The 22,112-nt window shown below is 50.6% G+C and carries 21 protein-coding genes; 16 read left to right on the top strand and 5 right to left on the bottom strand.

What is annotated here, in order from left to right:
• Positions 1–51 precede the first annotated feature (51 nt).
• The 9 genes from ACTJIK_RS16480 (at position 52) to ACTJIK_RS16440 (ending at position 8,150) form a co-directional block, all read left to right on the top strand.
• Positions 52–798: a DeoR/GlpR family DNA-binding transcription regulator gene (locus ACTJIK_RS16480; RefSeq protein ID WP_440648022.1), complete on the top strand. Its 747-nt coding sequence runs from the start codon at positions 52–54 to the stop codon at positions 796–798.
• Between the two features lie 288 nt (positions 799–1,086).
• A complete protein-coding gene (locus tag ACTJIK_RS16475; protein WP_440648020.1) occupies positions 1,087–2,748 on the top strand; it encodes an RICIN domain-containing protein in 1,662 nt (553 codons plus the stop codon).
• A gap of 327 nt (positions 2,749–3,075) precedes the next feature.
• Complete coding sequence (locus ACTJIK_RS16470) at positions 3,076–4,503, top strand: sulfatase family protein (protein WP_440648018.1); 1,428 nt, start codon at positions 3,076–3,078, stop codon at positions 4,501–4,503.
• Positions 4,504–4,532: 29 nt separating this feature from the next.
• Positions 4,533–4,790 carry a hypothetical protein gene (locus ACTJIK_RS16465; RefSeq protein WP_440648016.1) on the top strand — a complete coding sequence of 86 codons (258 nt, stop codon included), beginning with the start codon at positions 4,533–4,535 and terminating at the stop codon, positions 4,788–4,790.
• 165 nt (positions 4,791–4,955) lie between these two features.
• Positions 4,956–5,330: a glyoxalase gene (locus ACTJIK_RS16460; protein WP_440648014.1), complete on the top strand. Its 375-nt coding sequence runs from the start codon at positions 4,956–4,958 to the stop codon at positions 5,328–5,330.
• Between the two features lie 4 nt (positions 5,331–5,334).
• Positions 5,335–6,177, top strand: coding sequence for a chromate resistance protein ChrB domain-containing protein (locus ACTJIK_RS16455; protein ID WP_440648012.1), 843 nt, complete (start codon positions 5,335–5,337; stop codon positions 6,175–6,177).
• An 87-nt stretch (positions 6,178–6,264) separates the two neighbouring features.
• Positions 6,265–6,462 carry a chromate resistance protein ChrB domain-containing protein gene (locus ACTJIK_RS16450; RefSeq protein ID WP_440649216.1) on the top strand — a complete coding sequence of 66 codons (198 nt, stop codon included), beginning with the start codon at positions 6,265–6,267 and terminating at the stop codon, positions 6,460–6,462.
• Positions 6,463–6,467: 5 nt separating this feature from the next.
• A complete protein-coding gene (locus ACTJIK_RS16445; RefSeq protein ID WP_440648010.1) occupies positions 6,468–7,637 on the top strand; it encodes a chromate transporter in 1,170 nt (389 codons plus the stop codon).
• A 141-nt stretch (positions 7,638–7,778) separates the two neighbouring features.
• Positions 7,779–8,150 (top strand): hypothetical protein, encoded by a 372-nt coding sequence (locus ACTJIK_RS16440; protein WP_440648008.1) that lies wholly within the window; start codon positions 7,779–7,781, stop codon positions 8,148–8,150.
• Between the two features lie 64 nt (positions 8,151–8,214).
• Here ACTJIK_RS16440 and ACTJIK_RS16435 read toward each other — a convergent pair whose 3' ends face one another.
• Positions 8,215–8,781 carry a dihydrofolate reductase family protein gene (locus tag ACTJIK_RS16435; RefSeq protein ID WP_440648006.1) on the bottom strand — a complete coding sequence of 189 codons (567 nt, stop codon included), beginning with the start codon at positions 8,779–8,781 and terminating at the stop codon, positions 8,215–8,217.
• 146 nt (positions 8,782–8,927) lie between these two features.
• On the opposite strand from ACTJIK_RS16435, the gene ACTJIK_RS16430 reads away from it, so the two are divergent.
• The 4 genes from ACTJIK_RS16430 (at position 8,928) to ACTJIK_RS16415 (ending at position 14,165) form a co-directional block, all read left to right on the top strand.
• Entirely contained in the window at positions 8,928–12,074 is a 3,147-nt protein-coding gene (locus tag ACTJIK_RS16430) for a GH92 family glycosyl hydrolase (RefSeq protein WP_440648004.1), read from the top strand.
• An 80-nt stretch (positions 12,075–12,154) separates the two neighbouring features.
• Entirely contained in the window at positions 12,155–12,574 is a 420-nt protein-coding gene (locus ACTJIK_RS16425; RefSeq protein ID WP_440648002.1) for an EthD family reductase, read from the top strand.
• Positions 12,575–12,588: 14 nt separating this feature from the next.
• The gene (locus ACTJIK_RS16420; RefSeq protein ID WP_440648000.1) at positions 12,589–13,284 is read left to right on the top strand and encodes a DNA alkylation repair protein; all 696 of its coding nucleotides are present in this window, start codon (positions 12,589–12,591) and stop codon (positions 13,282–13,284) included.
• A 128-nt stretch (positions 13,285–13,412) separates the two neighbouring features.
• On the top strand, positions 13,413–14,165 hold the full coding sequence (locus tag ACTJIK_RS16415) for a hypothetical protein (RefSeq protein WP_440647998.1): 753 nt from the start codon (positions 13,413–13,415) through the stop codon (positions 14,163–14,165).
• A gap of 88 nt (positions 14,166–14,253) precedes the next feature.
• On the opposite strand, the gene ACTJIK_RS16410 is transcribed toward ACTJIK_RS16415, so the two are convergent.
• From ACTJIK_RS16410 to ACTJIK_RS16395, 4 genes are all read right to left on the bottom strand, one after another.
• Complete coding sequence (locus ACTJIK_RS16410; RefSeq protein WP_440647996.1) at positions 14,254–14,727, bottom strand: OsmC family protein; 474 nt, start codon at positions 14,725–14,727, stop codon at positions 14,254–14,256.
• 50 nt (positions 14,728–14,777) lie between these two features.
• Entirely contained in the window at positions 14,778–15,308 is a 531-nt protein-coding gene (locus ACTJIK_RS16405; protein ID WP_440647994.1) for a carboxymuconolactone decarboxylase family protein, read from the bottom strand.
• Between the two features lie 42 nt (positions 15,309–15,350).
• Positions 15,351–15,644, bottom strand: coding sequence for a GNAT family N-acetyltransferase (locus tag ACTJIK_RS16400; RefSeq protein WP_440647992.1), 294 nt, complete (start codon positions 15,642–15,644; stop codon positions 15,351–15,353).
• A gap of 97 nt (positions 15,645–15,741) precedes the next feature.
• The gene (locus ACTJIK_RS16395) at positions 15,742–16,680 is read right to left on the bottom strand and encodes an NADP-dependent oxidoreductase (RefSeq protein ID WP_440647990.1); all 939 of its coding nucleotides are present in this window, start codon (positions 16,678–16,680) and stop codon (positions 15,742–15,744) included.
• 230 nt (positions 16,681–16,910) lie between these two features.
• Between ACTJIK_RS16395 and pdxR the strand changes: the two genes are divergently transcribed.
• From pdxR to ppsA, 3 genes are all read left to right on the top strand, one after another.
• Complete coding sequence (pdxR, locus tag ACTJIK_RS16390; protein WP_440647988.1) at positions 16,911–18,431, top strand: MocR-like pyridoxine biosynthesis transcription factor PdxR; 1,521 nt, start codon at positions 16,911–16,913, stop codon at positions 18,429–18,431.
• Positions 18,432–18,621: 190 nt separating this feature from the next.
• On the top strand, positions 18,622–19,674 hold the full coding sequence (locus tag ACTJIK_RS16385; RefSeq protein WP_440647986.1) for an AI-2E family transporter: 1,053 nt from the start codon (positions 18,622–18,624) through the stop codon (positions 19,672–19,674).
• Between the two features lie 21 nt (positions 19,675–19,695).
• Complete coding sequence (ppsA, locus tag ACTJIK_RS16380) at positions 19,696–22,095, top strand: phosphoenolpyruvate synthase (RefSeq protein ID WP_440647984.1); 2,400 nt, start codon at positions 19,696–19,698, stop codon at positions 22,093–22,095.
• The last annotated feature ends 17 nt before the right edge of the window (positions 22,096–22,112 follow it).

Raw genomic sequence — 22,112 nt, 5'->3', positions numbered from 1 at the left:
TACCTTATTTCCTGATCTTTGCCCGATATTTATTGATAATTTATTAACAGTATGCTGAAAGAAGAAAGACACAAGCTGATCATGCGCGAGGTAAACCTGCACAACAAGGTGCTTTCTGCCGATCTGAGCAGGTTGCTGGACGTTTCAGAAGACACCATCCGCCGCGATTTCAAGGAACTGATAGAAGCGGGCAGGATATTGAAGGTGCATGGCGGCGCTGTAAGCCCTTCCTTCCACTTTGCCCATAACATGCAGGGCGAGGTATACGCCCGTGAAGCCAAACAGGCCATCGCTGAAAAAACCAAGCGGCTGCTGAAAAAGGATATCACCGTACTGATAGAGGGCGGCACGACCATCATAGAACTGGCCAAGGCCATCCCCAACGATCTGCGCGCCACGTTTTTTACGCTCAGTCCGCAGGTGGCCATTGCCCTTTCCGATCGTGAAAAGCTGGACGTGATCAGCATAGGCGGCAAACTCTCCAAAAATTCCAACGTACATACCGGGGCCAGCGTGATCAACCAGCTGGCGGAAATAAAGGTGGACCTCTGCATTATCGGGGCTAACGGTCTTTCCGTGGCCGAAGGGCTGACGGACAGCGACTGGGAAATAGTGCAGATCATTAAAGCCATGATGCGTTCCTCGCAAAAAGTGGCCGTACTGAGCATCTCCGAAAAACTCAACACCACGCAGCGCCTAAAAGTATGCGACCTCCAGGCGGTGGACTACCTCATCACAGAACTGCCGCCGGACGATAGTTTCCTTAACCCCTACAAAAGCAGCGTGGAATTGATGTAAGAGTGTCTCTCCAATAAACGCGTCAGCATTGCCGGACCTGCCGGCAATGAAACAGCTGGCGCGATTCCCATAGCAATATTTTTTCCATCCCGATGGCGGTATGCCGCCACCCGGGTGTCTTATTCCCTGAGGGATCCTGCCCGCACCATTACCCCGGTTACGTGAACTGATACAATACACGCAGGACCAGCCCGATAACAATATCTGTCATACAGCACCAGTGAAGCTTCTGCCGGCGCCCGGCCGATCGACCTCCGTTTGTTCAAGATTCATCAATAAATACGTGTTATGAAAAAACAAACCCTTTCCATCTTGTGTTGCCTGCTTGTAATGGCCGCCTGCCGGCAGCCGCTGACGGACGATCCCGTTACACTGGACGACACAAAACTATCCGTAGCCCTGCTGGACGTGCCCGATTACGCCACAGTCACCATTACCAACGTTAAGAGCGGCAAATACCTGGAAACAGGCGGCAGCCCTACGCTCAACGAGAAGTTCAAAGACAATGCACAGCTGCAGCAGTGGCAGTTCTCCGGCCCGGCCGGCCAAATGGATAACTGGCAGAAATGGCATGTGATCTACCAGACCACCGCCGCCGGCGTGAAGTATTATCACATCCGGAACCTGTACAGCGGCAAGCTGCTGGACGTTCCTGCCGGTTCCGGTACAAGTGGCACCATCCTGCAACAGTACACTGCATTCCCGCTGCTGGCCGACCAGCAGCTCTGGCGCATGCAGGACCTCGGCAACGGGCAGTACAAAATATTCAACAAAGGCAACGGGCTGGCGTTGTCAGTCCAGGGCGGCTCCACGGCAAATGGCGCAAAAGTGATCCAGGAGACCGCCGTAACCGATACGAAGCAGCAGTGGACGGTCAGTTCCATTACCGCGGATACCTGGCGCGACGATGAAGTGGTGCGCTTCTTTCACCGCAACAGCGCCAGCCTAGGTTCTGCTGCATTCGACCAGGGCAATACCATTCCGCTGACCTGGAGCGGCAACAACGGCAAGGTGCTGTGGGTAACGCAGGATGCCTGGGACGGCTCCCAGGTACAGCCCAACGGCCTGTTCAACTGCGGCGCATTCCACAGTTACAGCAACTCCGTATTCATCCAGCCTTCGAAAACGAACTGGAACCCCAACAGCGCGCCGAATATGACGATCACCACCAGCACTTCCGGCAAGCCGAAGCAGATCTTCAATATTCAGCCCGGTACTGCCTGGACCTGGTCTGGCCCCGGCATAGAGATAGGCGACAAGGTGTATGTGCAATGCGGGGAAGGCAATGGTCTGAACGCAACGGGACAGTCGCTGTACCGGCTGACGCAGAGCACGGGCACGCAGTGGGTGTCTGAGCGTTTTATGCCGAACGGCTTCAGCGGTACGCCTGTGATCAATTATTCGACGGGCATGGTGAAACCGGGCGACGGATATGTATATGCATTCGGCAGCGAAGGCATCAGCTTTAATTATGAAAGCTACATTCATGTTGCGCGTTTCTCCGTGAACAATCCGCTGCAATGGGAATATTATAACGGCAACACCTGGACGAGCAGTCCGAGCCCCGGATCGGCAGCGAAGGTGACAACCGGCAAGGGTTCCAACAGCGTGGCATACCTCAATGGCAAGTACATCCACATGACGATGGACCAGGGCTTCAACTGCGAAACAACCAGGAACATCTACATCTCTACTTCCAGTTCGCCGATCGGGCCGTTCACCACACCGGTGAAAGTGTATACGATCCAGGAATATTTTAAAGGGCAATACGCGCGGTACTATACGCCTGTTGTGCATCCGGAGTTCGACAACGGCCGGCAGGAACTGTTGCTCACATACTGCCTCAATTTCTCCGGTTGCGGGCTGGAAAGCTGTGAGGGGGCCTGGCTGGACCCGTACTATTACCGTGTAAAGGCGATCAGGGTGCCGTATGGAAAGATCGGGTTGTAGGAGATAGCGGGGTGGGCATTTGCCGCTTGCGACGATATGAAAAAGTTAAGCCGGGAAAAGTAGCGCATACTTTTTCCCGGCTTCTTCGTATTGTCCAGATCAGCCTGCTATAAGTCCATCTGGCAACCGCGTTGGATAATAATTATTAGTTCTAGCGCAGAAGGAGGCGCTCATTATACCAAACAAAAGCTGGTAGAAGTAATACCTGGCAAAAAGATCGTTTGGCTGGTGAAAGATGCAGGCAGGGGGGAATTATGATCATCACCCGCTGCAATAAGTGGCATCATTTATTATCTTTATCATTCCCGGCCTTCATTCCGGTTCATTATGAAACTAGCTTTTTTTATCACCTTCCTGGCATTTGCGGTTACCAGGGGGATTGAGAGTAATGCCCAGTCCCGGCCCAATATTATATTGATCATAGCAGATGACCTGGGCTGGAATGACCTAGGCTGTTATGGCAACCCGGCAGTCCGCACCCCGAATATCGACCGGATGGCCAAAGATGGTATAAAGTTCAATAACGTATTTGTAACCTCCAGTTCCTGCAGTCCCAGCAGAAGCAGCATTATCACAGGCCGTTACCCCCACAGCACCGGCGCGGCCGAGCTGCATACGCCTTTGCCCGCGGGTATGACTTTTTTCCCTGAAATACTGAAGAGGAACGGGTACTACACTGCCCAGGCGGGAAAATGGCATGAGGGGCCTCATACCAGGAGAGCTTATGATACCCTGATCACAGCCGCCAGGAGCGGGGTGGGAGGGGAAGAGATGTGGCTGGCGCTGTTAAAGGACCGGCCAAACGATAAACCTTTCTTTTTCTGGTTCGCAGCATTAGATGCCCACCGGCCCTGGCAGCCTGATTCTGCCCTCCAGCCGCACGATCCTTCCAAAGTGATCGTACCGCCGGCGTTGGCAGACACAAAGGAAACCAGGGAAGACCTGGCTGCTTATTACAACGAAATTGCCCGCCTGGACCGTTATATCGGGCAAATAAACGACGAGCTGCAACGGCAGGGTATTGCGGAAAATACCGTTGTTATATTTATGTCAGACAACGGCAGGCCGTTCCCCGGCAGCAAAACAAGAATGAACAATGCAGGCGTCAAAACACCTTTTATTATCAAATGGCCCCAAAGCGGAAAAAAGGGGAGGGAATGCAATGGGCTTATAAGCGCTGTTGACATTGCGCCTACGCTTTTGGAGATTGCCAAAGCTCCGCCTGTGCCTTCTATCCAGGGAAAAAGCTTTACTTCGTTATTCAAAGATCCAGGGCAGTCTTTCCGGGAGTATGTTTTCACCGAGCACAACTGGCATGATTACGAAGCATACGAGCGGGCTGTGCGCACAAAGGATTTTTTATACATTTTTAACGCCCGCCCGCAATTCTCCAACCAGGGGCCGCGGGATGCGGTGAACAGCCCTTCGTTCAAGTCGTTGTTAGCCGCAAGGGAAAAAGGGGAACTCACCACACCGCAAAAAGATATTTTTCTCGCGCCCCGGCCAGCCGAAGAGTTATACGACCTGAATAAAGACAAAGACCAGGTCAATAACCTGGCGTCAGACAGCCGGTTTGCAGCTATGAAGAAAAAGCTTTCCGGAGTGCTGACCCGGTGGCAAAACGAAACCGGCGATACGCAGCCCGTTGGGTTAACGCCGGACTGGTATGACAGGATAACCGGTGAAAAAACAGATAAAGATAAAGTGAGGGGAGAAATGCCCGGGAAGAGCAAAGGCGCGGGTAACGGCATGTGATACCAGAGAATCTAAAACGAAAGTAATCGATGAAAAAAACACTAAACCTGATTTTAATTGTAACGATTGGAATTGCCGCCATTTTCGCTCTTGTTAAATATATCCGTATGGATGGATTTGCATTCGCGTGGGCGCTGAACTTCCTGTTGATGTTCTGTGTGGTTGCTTTTCTCAAATCTTTGTGGTTACTAATATTGAATGTCTTGCTCAACCTTTATCCGATTTTCCTTCAACGATATAACCGCCCGCGAATAGAAAGAGTCATTAATTTAAGTAACCGGAGGTAAGAACGACCGCACAATACCTGTTTCAAATGTAGCGTATGGTGTTGGCTGAAACTGCTATAATAGTTATCAAATTGATGTAAATTGTACGCCCGGATTACGAACCGGTACGGCTGTGGCGCAATACCAAATATGGGGCTGCAGGTCAAACCGTCAAAACCAAAAAACATGGAAGGTAAAGTTTTATCCATCAGGCCGTTCATCGGCGCCACCGATTTTGAAGTATCAAGGAATTTTTACAATGACCTGGGTTTCCAGGAAGTGGTTATATCGCCTGATATGTCGTTATTCAAAACCGGGAGCCTGGGCTTCTACCTGCAGAAGTACAATGTCAAGGACTGGATCGACAACACGATGCTCTTCATGGAAGTGGACAACGTACAGGAGTTCTGGGACTATCTTTCCACGCTCGGCCTGCCCGGCAAATACCCGAACGTGAGGCTGGGCGCCATTCGCGTGGAAGAATGGGGCCGCGAATGCTTCGTGCATGATCCCTCCGGCGTTCTGTGGCATTTCGGTGAATTCTTCCCCAAAGCAAACTGATTTCATGAAATGGATCACCCGCGAACGCCCGAAAATAGACCGACTGGCCTGCCCCTGGCTCATCCGCCGGTTTGTAGATCCGGAGGCTGAGATCATTTACGTGCCCTTCGACCAGGTGCTTCCGCAGGCGGCTGTGCTGGGCGCCATTCCTTTTGATCTTCCCGGTGTGGAGTATACCCACCACGACGATAAATGCACTTTCGACTATATCATTGAAAAGCACAGCATCACCGACCCGGCCGTGCATGTAATGGCTCCCATCGTTCGCGGCGCGGATACCGACCGGCACGACCTTGCCGCGCAGGCCCCTGGGCTCTGGGCTATCTCCGCTGGTCTTGCCCACAACGAGCCGGACGATCAGCGCCTGCTCGAAAAAGGCATGCTGTTGTACGATGCGCTGTACAGCTGGGCCAAACATCTCCAGCATGTCAGCCATACCCAGCAACCTTTCGAAAACCTGCTGCTGGAAGTGTTCAAAAAATTTCTTCAACAACAAAAAACTGAAGGCAAAAAAGTGCCGGAATGGGCAACGGAGCTGCGCGACCTCATCCAGGACCAGATAGACACCAACCTCAGCCTGAGCCTGAAGGGCCTGTCCGAAACGCTGCAGGTGCATCCTGCTTATCTTTCCCGCGAATTCTCCAAATACTTCGATAATCTGTCGTTCGGCGATTACATCCGGAAGCTGCGCATCGAAAAGGCTATCCAGCTGCTGGATTCCAAACACTCGCTCACGGAGATCGCCTACCTCACCGGCTTTTCCGATCAGAGCCATTTTACCCGCATCTTTAAGAAGCACACCGGCAAAAGCCCGTCCGATTACCGGAAAAATCTCCCCAAAAAGTAAAATCCATACCAGCCCGGTTAATTCTGTTCTATTTTTTGGCTGCGCACCGGCCGATCTTGCAGGTATAAAAACCGCTGACCATGAAATATCGTCAGGGCGGCGGATACCGACCGGTTGGGCCTCGCTCCGCAGGCGGCCAGGTTGTGGGCTATTTCCGCAGGGCTTTCCCATAACCACACCAACGACCACGAAATGCTGGAGATCGGCAAAAAGATATACGATGCGCTCTATAGCTGGGCCCGCTACAAGCAAGAGGAAAAACACACATGGCAGCACAAAAAATAAACGGCATGGACAAAATCACACCCGCTTACTCGCTGCGGGATATTGTTATTTACTTCCTGAAGCTGGGCACCTGGGGCTTCGGTGGGCCGGTTGCCCTGGCTGGCTATATGCACCGCGACCTGGTGGAGCGCAAAGGCTGGATCAGCGAGGAAGATTACAGGGAAGGGCTGGCGCTTGCACAGCTGGCGCCCGGCCCGCTGGCCGCACAGCTCGGCATTTACATCGGCTATGTACACTATAAAGTGTTGGGCGCAACGCTGGCCGGCCTCGCTTTCGTACTGCCGTCTTTCCTGATGGTGCTGGCGCTCGGTTATGTATACACGTTATGGGAAGGCATTCCCTGGATGCAGGCCGTTTTCTATGGCGTAGGCGCGGCGGTGATCGGTATCATTGCCATGAGCGCCTGGAAGCTCACCCGAAAGTCTATCGGCACGGATAAATGGCTGATCGGTATTTACGTGCTGTCGGCAGTTTATACGGTCTGGTATGAAACGGAGAACGTCTGGCTCTTCATTGGCGCGGGTGTGCTGTACTGGCTCGTGAAGTCGCCGCCGAAACGGTTCTGGCTGCCCGGCCGGGGCGCTGCGCCATCCCTGCTGCTGGCGCCGGTATTGCAAAGTATGAGCGCAGCAGCTTCCGGCGGCACGCTTTGGAAGATCCTGCTGTATTTCACCAAGGCCGGCGCTTTTGTGTTCGGCAGCGGGCTGGCGATCGTTCCTTTCCTGTACGGCGGTGTGGTGAAGGAATACGGCTGGCTGAACGAGCAGCAGTTCATGGACGCTGTTGCGGTGGCGATGATCACCCCGGGGCCGGTGGTGATCACTGTGGGGTTCATCGGGTTCCTCGTGGCTGGCTTCCCCGGTGCCTGCGTGGCCGCTTTTGCAACATTCTTTCCCTGCTACCTGTTTACCGTTTTACCCGCTCCCTACTTCCGCAAGTACGGGAAACACCCCGGCATTAAAGCTTTCGTGGACGGGGTAACGGCAGCGGCTATCGGCGCTATTTCCGGCGCCGTGATCGTGCTGGGCAAACGCTCGCTGACCGACGCCTGGACCGTCGGGCTGGCGTTGGTGACGGCATTGATACTTTACCGCTTCAAAAAAATTCCCGAGCCGCTGATCATCCTGCTCGCAGCCGCGATAGGAATACTATTGAAAACAATCATTTCACGATAAAATACGCAAAACATGAACCGGAAAGAATTTCTGAAAGGAGGGGTAGACAATTTATTCAACATTATTAACCGGGACAATGTAGCCGACCGGCTGAACACCGCAAAAAAACGATGATCTAACGCCAACAACCAACCATCACATATGAAAATGCTCACATTCCTTATTCCCGTCCTGCTGACGGGGCAGCAGCTTATTGCCCAATCCGCCGATTCCACCCGCCAGCGCCGCCAGCTGGGCGTTGGCCTGGAAGGCATGGCCGGCGTTTCTTTTGGAGACAAAACAATCGCCTTTAACGTAGGCGGGCCGCACCTGAAACTGAAGCTCGGCCAAACCTGGAGTGTTGCCCTAGCAGCGTTCCCCTCGCTGCTGATTGTGGACAGCAAAGCGGAGCCCCGGCTGGGCATTGGTCCGCGGGTGGATTATCGTAACCTGGTGCTGATCGTGCCGGCATTCTTCCATAACAAGACCGACAATTGGATATGGACCGTGGGGCTGGGGTATAAATTCCATTGATCCCCCCGGTTATCAAAATAATGCTGGGGTTAAACAGTGACGGAATTGTCCCGTCAGTCGCTGTTCAGCGTTTTGTGTAATGCAATGTAACAACGCCCGAACCAAGCGTTTTTGACTCAAGCAATTTCAAATTGCTCATCTGTGCATTGCCGTCGAAGAGGCTGATCCCTTTTCCTAATATCACGGGATGCAGGGTCAGTTTGTACTCATCTATCAGCCCGAGCTTCATTAAACTTTTAGCAAGACCGGGGCTGCCAAAAATCACCAGGTCTTTGCCCGGTTGCTCTTTCAATTTATTTATCTCTTCCTCAATGTTGTCTTTGATCAATGTGGTATTATTCCAATCCGCACTGGTCAATGTCGTCGAGAAAACTACTTTGGGAATGTCCTGCACCCATTGCGCATGTTCAAGCGAATGTTTGCGTGCATTCGGGTCACTCAATACGGCGGGCCAGTAACCTTCCATCAAATGGTAAGTGTTTTTGCCGTATAAAGGAGCTCCTACTGTTTTGACCAACTCGTCCGCGAACTGCTGCAGTTCTTCATCATATGATAAAAAGCCAAGACCGTTATTTATGTCACCGGCAAAACCATCGAGGGAAATGTGCGCAAACAGAACCAGCTTTCTCATTTGATTGTATTTTAATTTTCAATATACAAAACTATCACCGCCGCCGGGCGATAACCTGCCAACGATGGTGTATGGCCGGAATTTACCATAGTTTGTTGGAATGTATGAACATATTCCGTATGTTAGCCTACTCACAACCACACGTCATGCAAATTTCGCAACCATACACGCAACTGGCCAAATCACTCCGCCGGCTCATAACGGCAGCCCTCACCATCCTCCCATTCCTCACACATGCCCAACATCCTGTCTGGGAGATCGGCAAAAACGACAATACCAGTAAAGACATGGCCCTCGGCTCCAACGGCTACAAAGATTTCCTGGCACAGGACTTCGGCTGGGAAGACCGTTTCTACCTGGTCGGCCACGCCACCCCTAAAGACTGGTCCTATGTACTTCCAGGCCCGAAAGACGCCTGGGGTGGCACCAGCCCTACCGCCGGTATCCGCACCCATCATGCAAACATCTTGTTCGGACTGGAAAACACCCCGCCCAATGGCGATTACAAACTGGTAATCGATCTCTTAGGCTACCAGCACATAACACCGCCTTGGCTGAAGGTCACCGTAAACGGTGAAGCCTTTCTGAAAAAACTGCCCCAAAAGCCGAAGGACAACACCATTACAGGAGACCTGGCCGGAGCTGCAGAATACCTCATCGAAATACCACTCCCGTTCCGCCTGTTGAAGCAAGGCGGCAACGAAATCGCCTTTACCATCCTGGAGGGCAGCTGGCTGGTGTTCGACCAGGTAAAGCTCACCGGTCCGGCTGGCGTGAAGCTTATCCACCCTGATAAAGTTTTTATAAGAAAGGTAGCGCCTGCCCCATACGAACTCGAAGCAACGGGCGTACAGCCCTTGCTTGTACGTGCAGAACACCTGGGCGGAAAGCCAGTGCTGCAGGTAAAGCTGGATGGTAAAAAAATATTCAGCCAGCGCCTCGACACGGCGGGTTATTTATTCGAAGTACCCATGCCCGCAGTAAAAACCGCGCAACAAAGCCGCTATGAAATTTACGCCGATGGCGTACTGCTGCAAACGGGCAAAGTGAACCGGGCGCCGCAAAAAAAGCAAACACCTGCCGACTACGTAGACACTAAAATGGGCACAGCCCATTCACGCTGGATGATCGCACCCGGCCCCTGGATGCCCTTCGGCATGGTAAAACTGAGCCCCGACAACCAGGACGCGGGCTGGCAGGCAGGTTACGATCCCATCTATGAAAGTGTAGGCACCTTTAGCCATATCCACGAATGGACAATGGCAGGTTTGGGCACCTTGCCCGTGAATGGCCCGCTGAAAATAAAAGAGGGTGGGCAGCGTACCGAAGGGGATGGCTACCGCTCACAAATCGATAAATCAACAGAAAAAGCGCCCTTAGGATCGTATGAAGTGATGCTGAAGGACTATAACATCAAAGCGGAACTAACGGCTACTACACGCTGTAGTTTTCAACGGTACACCTATCCTAAGGCCACCGATTCCAGGATCATGATCGATCTGCAAATCCCCGCAGAATACCGTTATGACCTTAAAGACGTCACTCTTCGCAAGGTGAGCGACCGGCGCATTGAAGGGGTGAGCCGGCAGTTCACCGCCAACGCCTGGTCGGGCGATGTGAACCAGGATTATAAGGTCCACTTCGTAATGGAATTTAACAGGCCGATTCGTAAATTCGGTACCTGGACGAACGGGCAGGTGAGCGACAAAGACATTGTTTCCTCCGACCCTTTAAAAGACGCCGGCGCCTTCGTGGAATTCGATACCAGGGATAACCCTGTAGTACAGGTACGTACGGGTATTTCCCTCGTGAGCCTGGAGAACGCGGCGCTGAACCTCGAGCGGGAAATTACCCGGCCCTATGCATGGAGCTTCGATCGTGTGCGGCAGGCGCAAACGGATGCCTGGAATATGCTGCTGAAACGCGTGAAGATTGAGACAAACGACCGGCAGGAAAAAGTACGTTTCTACAGTAACATGTATCGCGCGCTGGCCAGCCGCAATACCTGGAGCGATGTAGATGGCAAATGGGTAGATGCTTTTCAGCAGGTACAACAATTGAAAGATACCAATGCGCTGGCGCTGGGCTGCGATGCCTTTTGGAATACTTTCTGGAACCTGAACCAGTTCTGGAATTTAGTTACGCCGGAGTGGTCGTCGCGCTGGGTAAAATCGCAACTGGCTATGTACGATGCCAATGGCTGGCTGGCAAAAGGCCCTGCTGGTATGAACTATGTGCCGGTGATGGTAGCGGAGCATGAAATTCCATTGATCGTAGGCGCCTATCAGATGGGGATAAGAGACTTTGACCCGCAGAAAGCATTTGAGGCGATGAAGAAGATGCAGACCACGCCGCCCGCCAAAGTTGGCCTGGGATACGCCGGCAACCGTGATCTTGTTACTTACCTTGAGCATAAGTTCGTGCCCTATGACAAAGGACGGTTCTCCAACACACTGGAATATGCATACGACGATTGGACAGTATCGCAAATGGCGAAAGCACTCGGCAAACATGAGGAAGAAAAGTTATTTGCGGAACGGGGGAGCTATTGGCGCAATGCAATCGATACTGCTACGGGCTATGCAAGGCTACGAAGGTCAGATGGCAGCTGGATGGAGAATTTCGATCCTTTTAAATCGGGCGCCAACGAACATTATGTGGAGGGAAACGCCTGGCAGCTCACGTACTTCGTGCCGCAGGACGTGCCTGCCCTGGCGCGTGAAATAGGGGAGAACCGGTTCATCGAACGGCTTTCCTGGGGCTTTGTCGAAAGTGAAAAGCTCCGCTACAATGCGCCGGGCGATCAATATTGGGATTACCCTGTTATCCAGGGCAACCAGCAGTCGATGCACTTCGCCTTCCTGTTCAACTGGGTAAAACGGCCATGGCTCACACAGCAATGGAGCCGGTCGATTATCGACCGCTACTACGGTACGGGTCAGGCGAACGCTTACCTGGGCGATGAAGATCAGGGCCAGATGAGCGCCTGGTTTATTATGGCGGCGCTGGGGCTATTTCAAACAGATGGCGGCTGCAGTACTGAGCCGGTATACGAGATTGCCAGCCCGCTGTTTCCCACTGTAACGATTGATCTCGGCGGGCAATATGGCCGCGGCAAACAGTTTGTGATAGAAGCCAAAAACGTATCGAAACACAATAAGTACATACAGAGCGCTGTCCTGAACGGTAAACCGCTGCGGTCGTTCCGGTTTCCGGCCGCTGAGTTGTTGAAGGGTGGGCGGCTGACGCTGGAGATGGGAGGTGTACCCAATACGAAATGGGGGATTGAATGACAACGCCACCAGCTTTTCAGGCTGAAAATGAAAGATCCGTACAATAATTTAAATCTTTTTAAACTTAAAATTTACTGATCATGAGGTTTAAGCTTATTTTATCATTTTTGCTTTTAACTACTTGTTTTATTGCATTTGGCCAGGAAAAGCAACCTGGAAAATCTGATATTACTGTTGCTGATAAAGGCTTAATTAAGATATCCGTCATGTACCCTTATGCCGAAGGTAAAACTTTCAATATGGAGTACTATGAAACTAAGCACATGCCTATGGTGGCGGGCTTTTTAGGATCAAATCTGGTTAAATATACTATTGAAAAAGGGCTTTCCAGCGGTATCCCCAACCAACCTTTGCCTTTTATGGCTATTGGTACGTTTTATGTAAAAAGCTTTAGTGAATATCAAGCGGCTATCGCTCCAAACAGGGATGCGATTCGTGCAGATTTTGCAAATTATACTAATGTTATTCCTGTTATTTTGGTGAGCGAAGTGGTAAAGTAAAGTGCGGGCAATGCATGAAGAACGACCGGGGATATTTTAGCCTTCTCAAAACAAACCAAAAGATTGCAATGAAACTCTCTTCAAAAGCAGAAAACATTTTGGGTCAAATCAATACCAAAACTAACCTTGGCGACCTTCGGAAAATTGCCAAGACTATAAAAACTGATCACGACCTGGCTATGGAATTATGGTCAACCGGTAATTTCTTCCCAAGGCTCTTGGCGATCTTAATTATGGATAATAAGCGTGTTTCACAAGATTTGATCAATACGCTCGATGAGGATATGCATACCCATCCATCTGATGAGCGAAATCAGCTAATGGACTGGTTCATGGCCAACCAGCTCATGAAAAACAAGAAAACAATTGCACTGATTGAATCCTGGGAAAATAGTCTTTCAGCTCTGCAAAGACGGGTATTCTGGTATTACCAGGCTCGTTTAAGGTGGACGGGACAAACACCGCCTGCCAATACACCGGAATTGTTAACTAAGATAGAAGCTAACATTGCCAGGGAAGAACCGGAAGTTCAATGGGCGATGAATTTCACAGCGGGCTGGATCGGCGTTTATGAAAAACAGTTTCGCAACCGCTGTATCAGCATTGGTGAGAAAACAGGCCTGTATAAAGGTGAAATGGTATCAAAAGGGTGTACGCCTAATTATTTGCCGGAGTTCATTACCATTGAAAGTAACAAGCGGAATTTATAGTGAGCGGAGCTGGGGTTATCAGTAAACCCGTGGCTGGACCTTGTCGGGCAAATAATGGTAATTTAGCTGTATCGCAATAGGTTTACGGCAATGCAAGCGTTAGCGGCAATGCAAAAAAAATCACAATCATGATTTATAATATTTTAAACGGCGACTCTCTTGCTTACAGTTTCCCGGACACGAAAATTGAAGGAGATGTAATAGTTGTTAGAGAAGCTCTTATAGATGGAGATTTGTCAGGCGACAATGTGCATGACCTTTGGCAATCAAGAGCAAAGTATATGGGATTGGCAGAAACTGAATACCATAGTAAAGTTGTAAAAGAGTTTGAAAAAATAAGGAATGCGCCTGATAATTCAGCGTTTAATCTTTGGTTTGAGTATGACTTGTTTTGTCAGGTGAATATGTGGTTTGTTATTTCAATTATCAGTAGTTTGCCAATAAAGAAAAAAGTTTTTGCTGTTTATACTTCTTATTTAGACAAGACCAGTAAACAATTTTGGAATGGCTTTGGATCAGCAAATCCAGATGAACTTAAAGTTTGTTATGCGGATAAAATTCTTTTCAGTGAAGCCGACATAAATTTCGGGAAAAACTTGTGGGAAGCTTACAAAGAAGGCAAGCTTGAAGAGTTGACAGATCTTTCAAAGAATCAATCTTTAGCTTTCCCGTATTTACAAGAAGTAGTAAAGGCGCATGTTGACCGTTTTCCAAAAGATGGCACAAAAGGAAGACCTGAAAAAGTTATTGAAGACATCACAAAGAACATTTCTACTGACTTTCATAAAGTGTTCAAAGAATTTTGGAACAGGGAAAGCATTTATGGTTTTGGCGACAGCCAATTAAAACATCTTTATGACAAAGTAATGCACCGCCGCTAAAACTACCCGGGGGCAAAACAGTTTTTTATAGAGTAAAAAAGGCCACTGATTTTCAGTGACCTAAATTTGATCCCGTAGAATCAACTTTTTAGATGTATGGAGGATAGCTACCCGTTCCTGCAGGTACAGTTGGATCATCTGACAGCCGCGTATCTATGTTGATCTCTCCTTGTAGCAGCCTGGCAACCGGGCAATTCACCGCAATCCAAAGCAGCCGTTCTTTCTGCTCATCGGTTACGGGCTGACCGAACGAAAGGGTTCTGAAAATCGAGGTTTTGAATGGCTCTGTTTGTTGGTGCATATTTACAGAGCAATGTATGTCTGTGATATCCCACCCCTTTTTTTTGATGTACATACGTAAGGTTGTCAGTGTACAGCCTGCCAAACCGGCCAGTACAGTCGTAAACGGATCGGGGCCAATATCTTTACCGCCATTAAATGCAGGTTCATCGAGCACCAGTTGGCCTGCACGCCAGTTAATGGTAACTTCCTGTCGATCTTTAAAGATATCCCCTGAAATGTCCTTTGGAAACAAACGGACAGTTTGTTTTTTTCGTATCATGATTTTTAAATTTTCGCATCAACAAATAGGCATAAGAGATGCTGAGAGTTTCACACTGTTACTTTGGGCCAATCAATAGGGACGTTTGTAATCGCGTACAGTAAGTTTAGTGTAGTGATGTTGCCCACCGCAAGAACCACGTCGACCAGGTGCCCCTGATCATATCCTGCCTCATAGAAGTCTTCGAGGACATCTCCGATAATCTTTCCTTTTGTGATCGCAATGTTATGTGCCAATGCAGTGACAGCTTTCAATTTCTTGTCAAACCGAATGTCATTGGCGCGTATATCCAATATCTGTTCATTACTAAAACCTAGCCGGGTTGCTATCGCGCTATGGAAGCTGAGACAATATGGACATTGATTCACTTGACTCACAATTAAGTTTACCGCTTCGCGTTCGCGGTCGGTCAATGAGTTCTTTTGAGTGAGATAATTGAAATATGCTTCAAGACCATTTTCGCTGCTGGCAAAAGCCGTGAAAATATTAGGCACTCTGCCAAAAAGGCCCTTCAGTTCTTCAAGGATTCTTTTATTCTTTTCCGAAACGTTTTGTTCGTCCGGAACTAAAAAATTGTTCATAAAAAATATTGATTAAATAGAATATCGACCCGATCATTTCAATTAAATTGCCGCTCGAATATCCCCATAGATCTCAGGGTATTTGTTAAACATCATGGCCACGAAACCACATTCCGGTATTATTTTCAGGTTATTTTCGCGTGCATAATCGGTTACTGCACTTACTAATTTCCTCCCATATCCCTTTTTACGGTGCGCAAGGCCAATGCCAGTGTATCCTGCTTTTAATATACCAGGAGTAATGTGGACCATCATTCTTCCGACTTCCTCGTCATCTACATTTAGCGAAAAAAAAGATATTCCTTTCTCACCTTCGTGAATTTCAATCTTTTCCATTTTAGATATTATTAAATAAACTGAGCAAACGAGTGGAGCATGCTCATCCGGAACAGAAGACACATACCCCACCGTTTCTTAACCTACACCTGAGTTTTTACGGACGAACGCGGATGATCGTCTTTCCTTTGGCCGGTTTGGCCGGATTGAAGGCCGCAACAGCGTCGTCGATGGTAGAGATGTTGCCGATGTTCGTCCGCAACCGGCCGTTCCGCACCCGCTGGACCAGCTCAACCAGTTGGGCACGATCGGGCACAACGACGAAGTCTATTGTCAGGCCGCCGGCGGGCCGCGCCTCTGTCGGTCCGGCAATGGTCACCAGCGTTCCCCCGGCGCGGATCACGCCCGCAGAACGCTTCACTATTTCTCCGCCCAGGACATCGAAAACAAGATCGACTCCGCCGACGTCTTCCAGGGCATCGTTCTCAAGATCGACGAACTCCTGCGCGCCGAAGTCCAGCGCCGTCTGACGACTGGCAGCGCGTCCGGTGCCGATGACGTACGCACCGGCCTCACGTGCAAGCTGGGTCGCCATCGAACCGACTACGCCGGCCGCGCCGTGTACGAGGACGGTCTGCCCCGCACGAAGGCGGCCGTGCTCGAACAGTCCCTGCCACGCGGTCAACCCCGGCATCACAAGGGCCGCGCCCACCGTGAAATCAACGTCGCCCGGCAGTGGCGCAAGGTTGCGTGCCTCAACAGCGACATACTCCGCAAGCGTACCATCGCGGGTCCAGTCCGTGAGGCCGAACACCCGCTGCCCCACAGACAGTCCGGTGGTTCCATAGCTGAGAGCGGTAACCACTCCGGCCACCTCGTGGCCGGGGATTGAAGGCGTCCTGTCACGGCCGAGGCGGTCTATCCAGGTTGAGGGCCAGGCCAGCTCATCCCCGGTGAACCCTGACGCATACACCTGCACAACGACATCGCCGTAGTTCGCACCCGTCAGGCTACCAAGCCCCTGCGGCTCGGGCCGCTCTGCCAGCTTCATCCCGGCTGTTCCCGCAGCCTGGTCTGTTACAATGATCGCCTTCATAATGCACCTCCTTTTTTGTTTATCGGCAAACCTTCATTTAATGAAGCAGCGCTGCCGTACTTTACTGTTTTCATTTTTTTTGTTTTTAGCGTTAACACTGATCATTGCTGGCTTTCAGCATGATTTTAATATTAAAAGTTGTACATGTGTCCCTGTCAATGTCAGCATAAAATTATGTGCTAATTTGGTTACCTTGAGGGTCCAATTTCAAAATATCCAGGGGTCCAGTTATGATTAAAAAATTCCTTGAGATTTCATTTAAAAGAGACGGGCAGCATAGTCCTTTATACCTGCAATTAGAATCAGAAATTATCCAGTTGATTTGTCGCGGCATCTTGAAACCAGGGCAGGCACTTCCATCTTCCCGGGAGCTGGCTCAGGCCCTGCAGCTCAATCGAAAAACAGTGGTGGCGACCTATGAGGAATTGGTAGCGCAGGGCTGGGTGGAAACAAGGGACAGGAGCGGCGTGTATGTTTCCAGGCAGCTGCCGGATACGTCTGCCCGTGTAGTTAACCAAAATAGCAAAGAATTGACGCGAAGCCGGCAGCCTGGCTTTCCCCTGATCATAAAACGGCCTCCTGCCAGAGCAACCAGGATAGATCCCAATATGGAGATCGATATCCCGGGAACTCCGGTACCGTTGTATAAGATCGATGACGGATTCCCTGATCCCAGAATTGCCCCTATTGAGCAGCTGGTGCGGGAGTACAGAAGATTTGCAAAGAGCCGTTTTACAAACCGGTTGCTCATGTATGGCCCCGAACAAGGTTCCTACCGTCTCAGGGTGGAACTTGCTACATTTTTAAACAAGACCAGGGGTATGCAGATCACCGAAAAAGAAATACTGATCACAAAGGGGACGGCGATGGGCATCTATCTGACCACGCAGCTGCTCGTCCGTCCCGGGGACACTGTATTTGTACCGGAACCAGGCTATATGGACGCGAATCAAACCTTTAAGCTGGCAGGCGCGAACCTGGTATTTATCCCGGTAGATAAAGAGGGTATGGATGTAGACAGGATTGAGCAGTTGTGTAAAAAGAAAACACCCAAGATGATCTATATTATCCCGCATCACCACCGGCCTACTACGGTTACCCTGAGTGCGGAGCGGCGTATGCGGCTGATGAGCCTGGCCCGCAAGTACCGTTTTGCATTGTTGGAAGACGACTATGATTTTGACTATCACTTTACCAGTAATCCTCTTTTGCCTTTGGCAAGTCTGGATACAGGCGGGCATATCATTTATGTGGGCTCCTTTTGCAAAAGCATTGCACCGGGTATCCGGATCGGGTTTATGGTGGCCCCGGAAGTGATGATAAACGAAGCCGCCGCCCTTCGTAAATTAATCGACCGGCAAGGTGAACAATTGCTGGAAGAAGCGATCGCCGAACTTTTGAGCACCGGTGAAATTTCGCGGCACATCAAAAAATCATATAAAGTTTATCAAGGGCGGCTGGACAATGCCTGCCGGTTGCTTCGGGAACAGCTGGGAGAATATTTAACGTTTGATCGGCCGAACGGTGGACTGGCCATTTGGGCCTCCTACAGAAAGGGTATAAGCGCCAGGGCAGTAGCACTAAATGCAGCAAAGTTGGGATTAGAGATCAGTGATGGCAGCCGTTATTTTTTTAAACCTAATGTCTCTTTGCCGCATGACTTCATTCGCATAGGTTACTGTTCTCTGAATGAAACCGAAATGGCACGGGCGATAGATATATGGAAACAGGCCCTCGCAAATTCAATATAAGGCGCCCTAAAAAATGTGTTTGGAACGCTTTGAAATTTGAGGAAACCAGAAGCTGATAGGGCTTCCACTTCTTCAGGATGCTCCCTCGCCGGCCTGCTGTTTTAAATGACGCCCATCATCCTTTCGAGCCACCGCCATCATTCATTTCGCCGGAAATCTGTCGGAAATTCGGGTTGCTAAACTTTCCGGCATGATATCCTCTTCGCTCAATATCAGGAATTCCGCTAAATATTTGCAGGTCGCAGTGGTGGGAGCTGCTGCTCTCTATTTCGGGAAAACCCTGTTCATTCCGCTGTTCATGGGCCTGTTGATTGCCATGATCATGTACCCGGTAGCCAGAAGCCTCGAAAAAAAGGGCGCGGCAAGAACGATCGCAGTTACGCTCTGCATCACTATTGTTGCCGTTATTTTCGCGGCACTGATCGGCCTGCTGTTCTGGCAGATGCGCACATTTATACAGGACTGGCCAATGGTTGCCCACAAACTGGAGGAAGCCTTCCGGCAAGCGCAGCAATGGCTGGCTGAAAATTTCATGGTGACCCTGGAAATGCAGGATGGCTGGCTCAGGAACCAGGCTGGCACCCTTGCCGGATCACTGGGGCCGGTGTTGAAGGGCACAGTGAATGTTACAGCCAATACGCTGTTCATGCTGTTTATGATCCCTGTATTTGCAGCTTTATTCCTTTATCACAGGCAGGTATTTGTTAAGTTCCTCCGGCAGTTTTTCGGCCCGCAATATGAGGGCCGGCTGGAAAAGATCCTGCAAATGGTGATCGGCACCTATTTCAGGTATATCAAAGGTATGATCATGGTGTATATCATCGTGGGCATATTGAACAGCCTTGGATTGATGGCATTGGGCATTCCGCATGCCATCCTGTTCGGCATGCTGACTGCCGTCATGACCATTATCCCGTATTTCGGCATTATCATCAGCGCCCTGCTGCCCATCTCCGCTGCCTGGATCGCCCATGATTCCATCTGGTACCCGCTGGGCGTTATTGGCGTCTTTTCTTTTGTGCAATACCTGGAAGCCAATGTCATTTTCCCCAAGGTGGTGGCAGCCCAGCTGAATGTAAGCACCTGGGCAACGTTGGTGGCCATTCTCGCCGGCGGTATCATATGGGGTGTCGCAGGCATGGTGCTGTTTATTCCTTTTGTGGCGATCCTTAAGATAGTAGCGGATCATATCGAGGAATGGAAAGGGCTGCGCCTGCTGTTGTCACGTACCCCGGTGAAATAAAAACAAATAAACCTTCAAGTTATGGAAAATTATATCATGGATTTTTCGGCTACCAGGCTCACGGATGTTCCGCTGGTTGGCGGAAAAAATGCCTCGCTGGGAGAAATGACCGTAACGCTGGCCCGTGCCGGCATTCATGTTCCTGCCGGATTTGCCGTTACCACACAGGCGTTCAGGGACTTCCTGGATGCTAACCGCTTGTGGGACTGTTTCTCCACATTGGATCAACTCGACAGGAAAGATTATTCGAATCTTCATGAGATCGGATCCGCCATCCGTTCCAGGATGCTGCAGGGCAAACTGCCGGAAGCTGTGGCCGGGCAGATCGCAGAAGCTTACGATAAATTGTCCGGCGGCACGCTATTGCCAGTGGCGGTTCGCAGCAGCGCTACGGCTGAGGATATGGCGGAAGCAAGCTTTGCAGGCCAGCATGATTCTTTCCTGCACATTGCCGGCGTTAAAGAATTACAGGAAGCCGTGCTGAAATGCTTTGCCTCCCTTTTTACGGACAGGGCCATTAAATACCGGGAAGAAAGAAAGATAGACCACTCCAAAGTGGCCATTTCAGTGGGCGTTCAAAAAATGGTGGCGGCGGATACGGGTTGCTCCGGCGTCTGTTTCACCCTGGAGCCGGAAAGCGGCTGTACGAATATTGTGCTGATCACCGGCGTATGGGGGCTGGGGGAAAATATAGTGCAGGGCACTGTGGAACCGGATGAATATTATGTTTTCAAACCCGCGCTCTGGCAGGGGAAACAGGCTGTTATACAGCAAAAGACCGGCCGGAAGGAAAGCATACTGCGGTACGCAAAGGATCAAGAGGGCCTGGAACGCATTGAAACACCCGAAGACATGCGGGAAAAGCTCGTGTTAAGTAGTGCGGAAATAATCCTGCTGGCGAATTGGGCGCTGGCCATCGAGGAACACTACCATTGCGCGATGGATATTGAATGGGCAAAAGACGGCAATACCGGCGAGCTGTACATTCTTCAGGCCCGTCCTGAAACGGTGCATTCCCGGGCGGATAAAAGCAGGGATAAGGATTATCGCCTGCTGGAACGAACGGAGGTTATCGCAAAGGGCGAAGCAGTAGGCAGCGGGATCGCAGCCGGCACCGCCCGCATACTCCATTCCCCACTGGATGCGGGAGCCCTCCAGCCCGGGGATATCATCGTTACCGCCAATACAACACCCGACTGGGACCCGTTGTTGCAGAAAGCTGGCGGAATAATTACGGATTCAGGCGGAAGAACCAGCCATGCCGCCATTGTAGCCCGCGAAACGGGTATCCCCGCAATCGTTGGCACCGGCAATGCCACGACAATCATTAAAGATGGCAGCCAGGTTACTATTTCATGCAGCGAAGGCAAAACAGGTTACGTTTACAATGGCAAGCTATCTTTTAAGGTTACCAGCAAAGCTGAGGAGGTATTAACCATGCCACAGGGAACCGAAGTAATGCTCATCCTCAGCGATCCCGACCAGGCATTCCGGCTGGCAGCCCGCCCAAGCGACGGCGTAGGACTCCTGAGAATGGAATTCATTATCACCCATACCGTAAAAGTTCATCCTATGGCGCTTATTCGTTATGAAGAACTGGACGATAAAGCAGCAAAGGAACAGATCAATGCACTGACGCAGGGCTACGGCGATAAAAAACAATATTTCATTGATAAGCTTTCTTCCGGCATCGCCATGGTGGCAGCCGCATTTTACCCGCGGGATGTTATTGTAAGGATGAGCGACTTTAAGACCAATGAATACGCCCGGCTAATAGGCGGGGAAACCTTTGAGCCTGAAGAGGAAAACCCGATGCTCGGCTTCCGCGGCGCTTCCCGGTATTACCATCCCTTGTACCGCGAAGGTTTCGGGTTGGAATGCAGCGCAGTCAGGAAGGTAAGGAACGACATGGGGCTGACGAATGTAAAAGTGATGATCCCATTCTGCCGGACGGTGAAGGAAGGGCAGAAAGTACTGGACGTAATGCGGTCTTTTGGATTGAGCCAGCTGGAAAACGGCCTGGAGGTATATGTAATGGCCGAAATTCCGTCCAACGTCATCAACGCCGCCGCCTTCGCCGAAATATTCGACGGGTTTTCAATCGGCTCCAATGATCTCACACAACTGGTATTGGGGATAGACCGCGATTCTTCCATTCTTGCGGGTGAGTACTCCGAGGAAGACCCCGCCTGCAAAACAATGGTTTCGCAGATGATCCGCGCAGCGGGTAAGGCGGGTGTACCCGTGGGGTTCTGCGGCCAGGCGCCCAGCGACATCCCGGAATATGCCTCTTTCCTGGTATCACAGGGCATCAACAGTATTTCATTTAATCCCGATGCCCTCACCAAAGGCATAATAAATATCGGGGAGGCTGAGGAACGCCTGCGGGAAACATCAAAAAAAGGGGCTCAGCTGGACTGAGCCCCTTTTCTTTGCAG

It is taken from the genome of Chitinophaga sp. 22620, assembly GCF_052044405.1.
Lineage (GTDB): Bacteria > Bacteroidota > Bacteroidia > Chitinophagales > Chitinophagaceae > Chitinophaga.
This window is presented reverse-complemented; position numbering and strand designations above follow the sequence as displayed.

Bases quoted from the DNA above. Each gene is read 5' to 3' on its own strand.
- ACTJIK_RS16460 (WP_440648014.1), top strand. From the start codon at position 4,956: ATGGAAGGTAAAGTTTTATCCATCAGGCCGTTCATCGGCGCCACCGAT.
- ACTJIK_RS16465 (WP_440648016.1), top strand. From the start codon at position 4,533: ATGAAAAAAACACTAAACCTGATTTTAATTGTAACGATTGGAATTGCC.
- pdxR (WP_440647988.1), top strand. From the start codon at position 16,911: ATGATTAAAAAATTCCTTGAGATTTCATTTAAAAGAGACGGGCAGCAT.
- ACTJIK_RS16445 (WP_440648010.1), top strand. From the start codon at position 6,468: ATGGACAAAATCACACCCGCTTACTCGCTGCGGGATATTGTTATTTAC.
- ACTJIK_RS16470 (WP_440648018.1), top strand. From the start codon at position 3,076: ATGAAACTAGCTTTTTTTATCACCTTCCTGGCATTTGCGGTTACCAGG.
- ACTJIK_RS16400 (WP_440647992.1), bottom strand. From the start codon at position 15,644: ATGGAAAAGATTGAAATTCACGAAGGTGAGAAAGGAATATCTTTTTTT.
- ACTJIK_RS16455 (WP_440648012.1), top strand. From the start codon at position 5,335: ATGAAATGGATCACCCGCGAACGCCCGAAAATAGACCGACTGGCCTGC.
- ACTJIK_RS16415 (WP_440647998.1), top strand. From the start codon at position 13,413: ATGATTTATAATATTTTAAACGGCGACTCTCTTGCTTACAGTTTCCCG.
- ppsA (WP_440647984.1), top strand. From the start codon at position 19,696: ATGGAAAATTATATCATGGATTTTTCGGCTACCAGGCTCACGGATGTT.
- ACTJIK_RS16480 (WP_440648022.1), top strand. From the start codon at position 52: ATGCTGAAAGAAGAAAGACACAAGCTGATCATGCGCGAGGTAAACCTG.
- ACTJIK_RS16385 (WP_440647986.1), top strand. From the start codon at position 18,622: ATGATATCCTCTTCGCTCAATATCAGGAATTCCGCTAAATATTTGCAG.
- ACTJIK_RS16435 (WP_440648006.1), bottom strand. From the start codon at position 8,781: ATGAGAAAGCTGGTTCTGTTTGCGCACATTTCCCTCGATGGTTTTGCC.
- ACTJIK_RS16405 (WP_440647994.1), bottom strand. From the start codon at position 15,308: ATGAACAATTTTTTAGTTCCGGACGAACAAAACGTTTCGGAAAAGAAT.
- ACTJIK_RS16410 (WP_440647996.1), bottom strand. From the start codon at position 14,727: ATGATACGAAAAAAACAAACTGTCCGTTTGTTTCCAAAGGACATTTCA.
- ACTJIK_RS16430 (WP_440648004.1), top strand. From the start codon at position 8,928: ATGCAAATTTCGCAACCATACACGCAACTGGCCAAATCACTCCGCCGG.
- ACTJIK_RS16425 (WP_440648002.1), top strand. From the start codon at position 12,155: ATGAGGTTTAAGCTTATTTTATCATTTTTGCTTTTAACTACTTGTTTT.
- ACTJIK_RS16395 (WP_440647990.1), bottom strand. From the start codon at position 16,680: ATGAAGGCGATCATTGTAACAGACCAGGCTGCGGGAACAGCCGGGATG.
- ACTJIK_RS16475 (WP_440648020.1), top strand. From the start codon at position 1,087: ATGAAAAAACAAACCCTTTCCATCTTGTGTTGCCTGCTTGTAATGGCC.
- ACTJIK_RS16440 (WP_440648008.1), top strand. From the start codon at position 7,779: ATGAAAATGCTCACATTCCTTATTCCCGTCCTGCTGACGGGGCAGCAG.
- ACTJIK_RS16420 (WP_440648000.1), top strand. From the start codon at position 12,589: ATGAAGAACGACCGGGGATATTTTAGCCTTCTCAAAACAAACCAAAAG.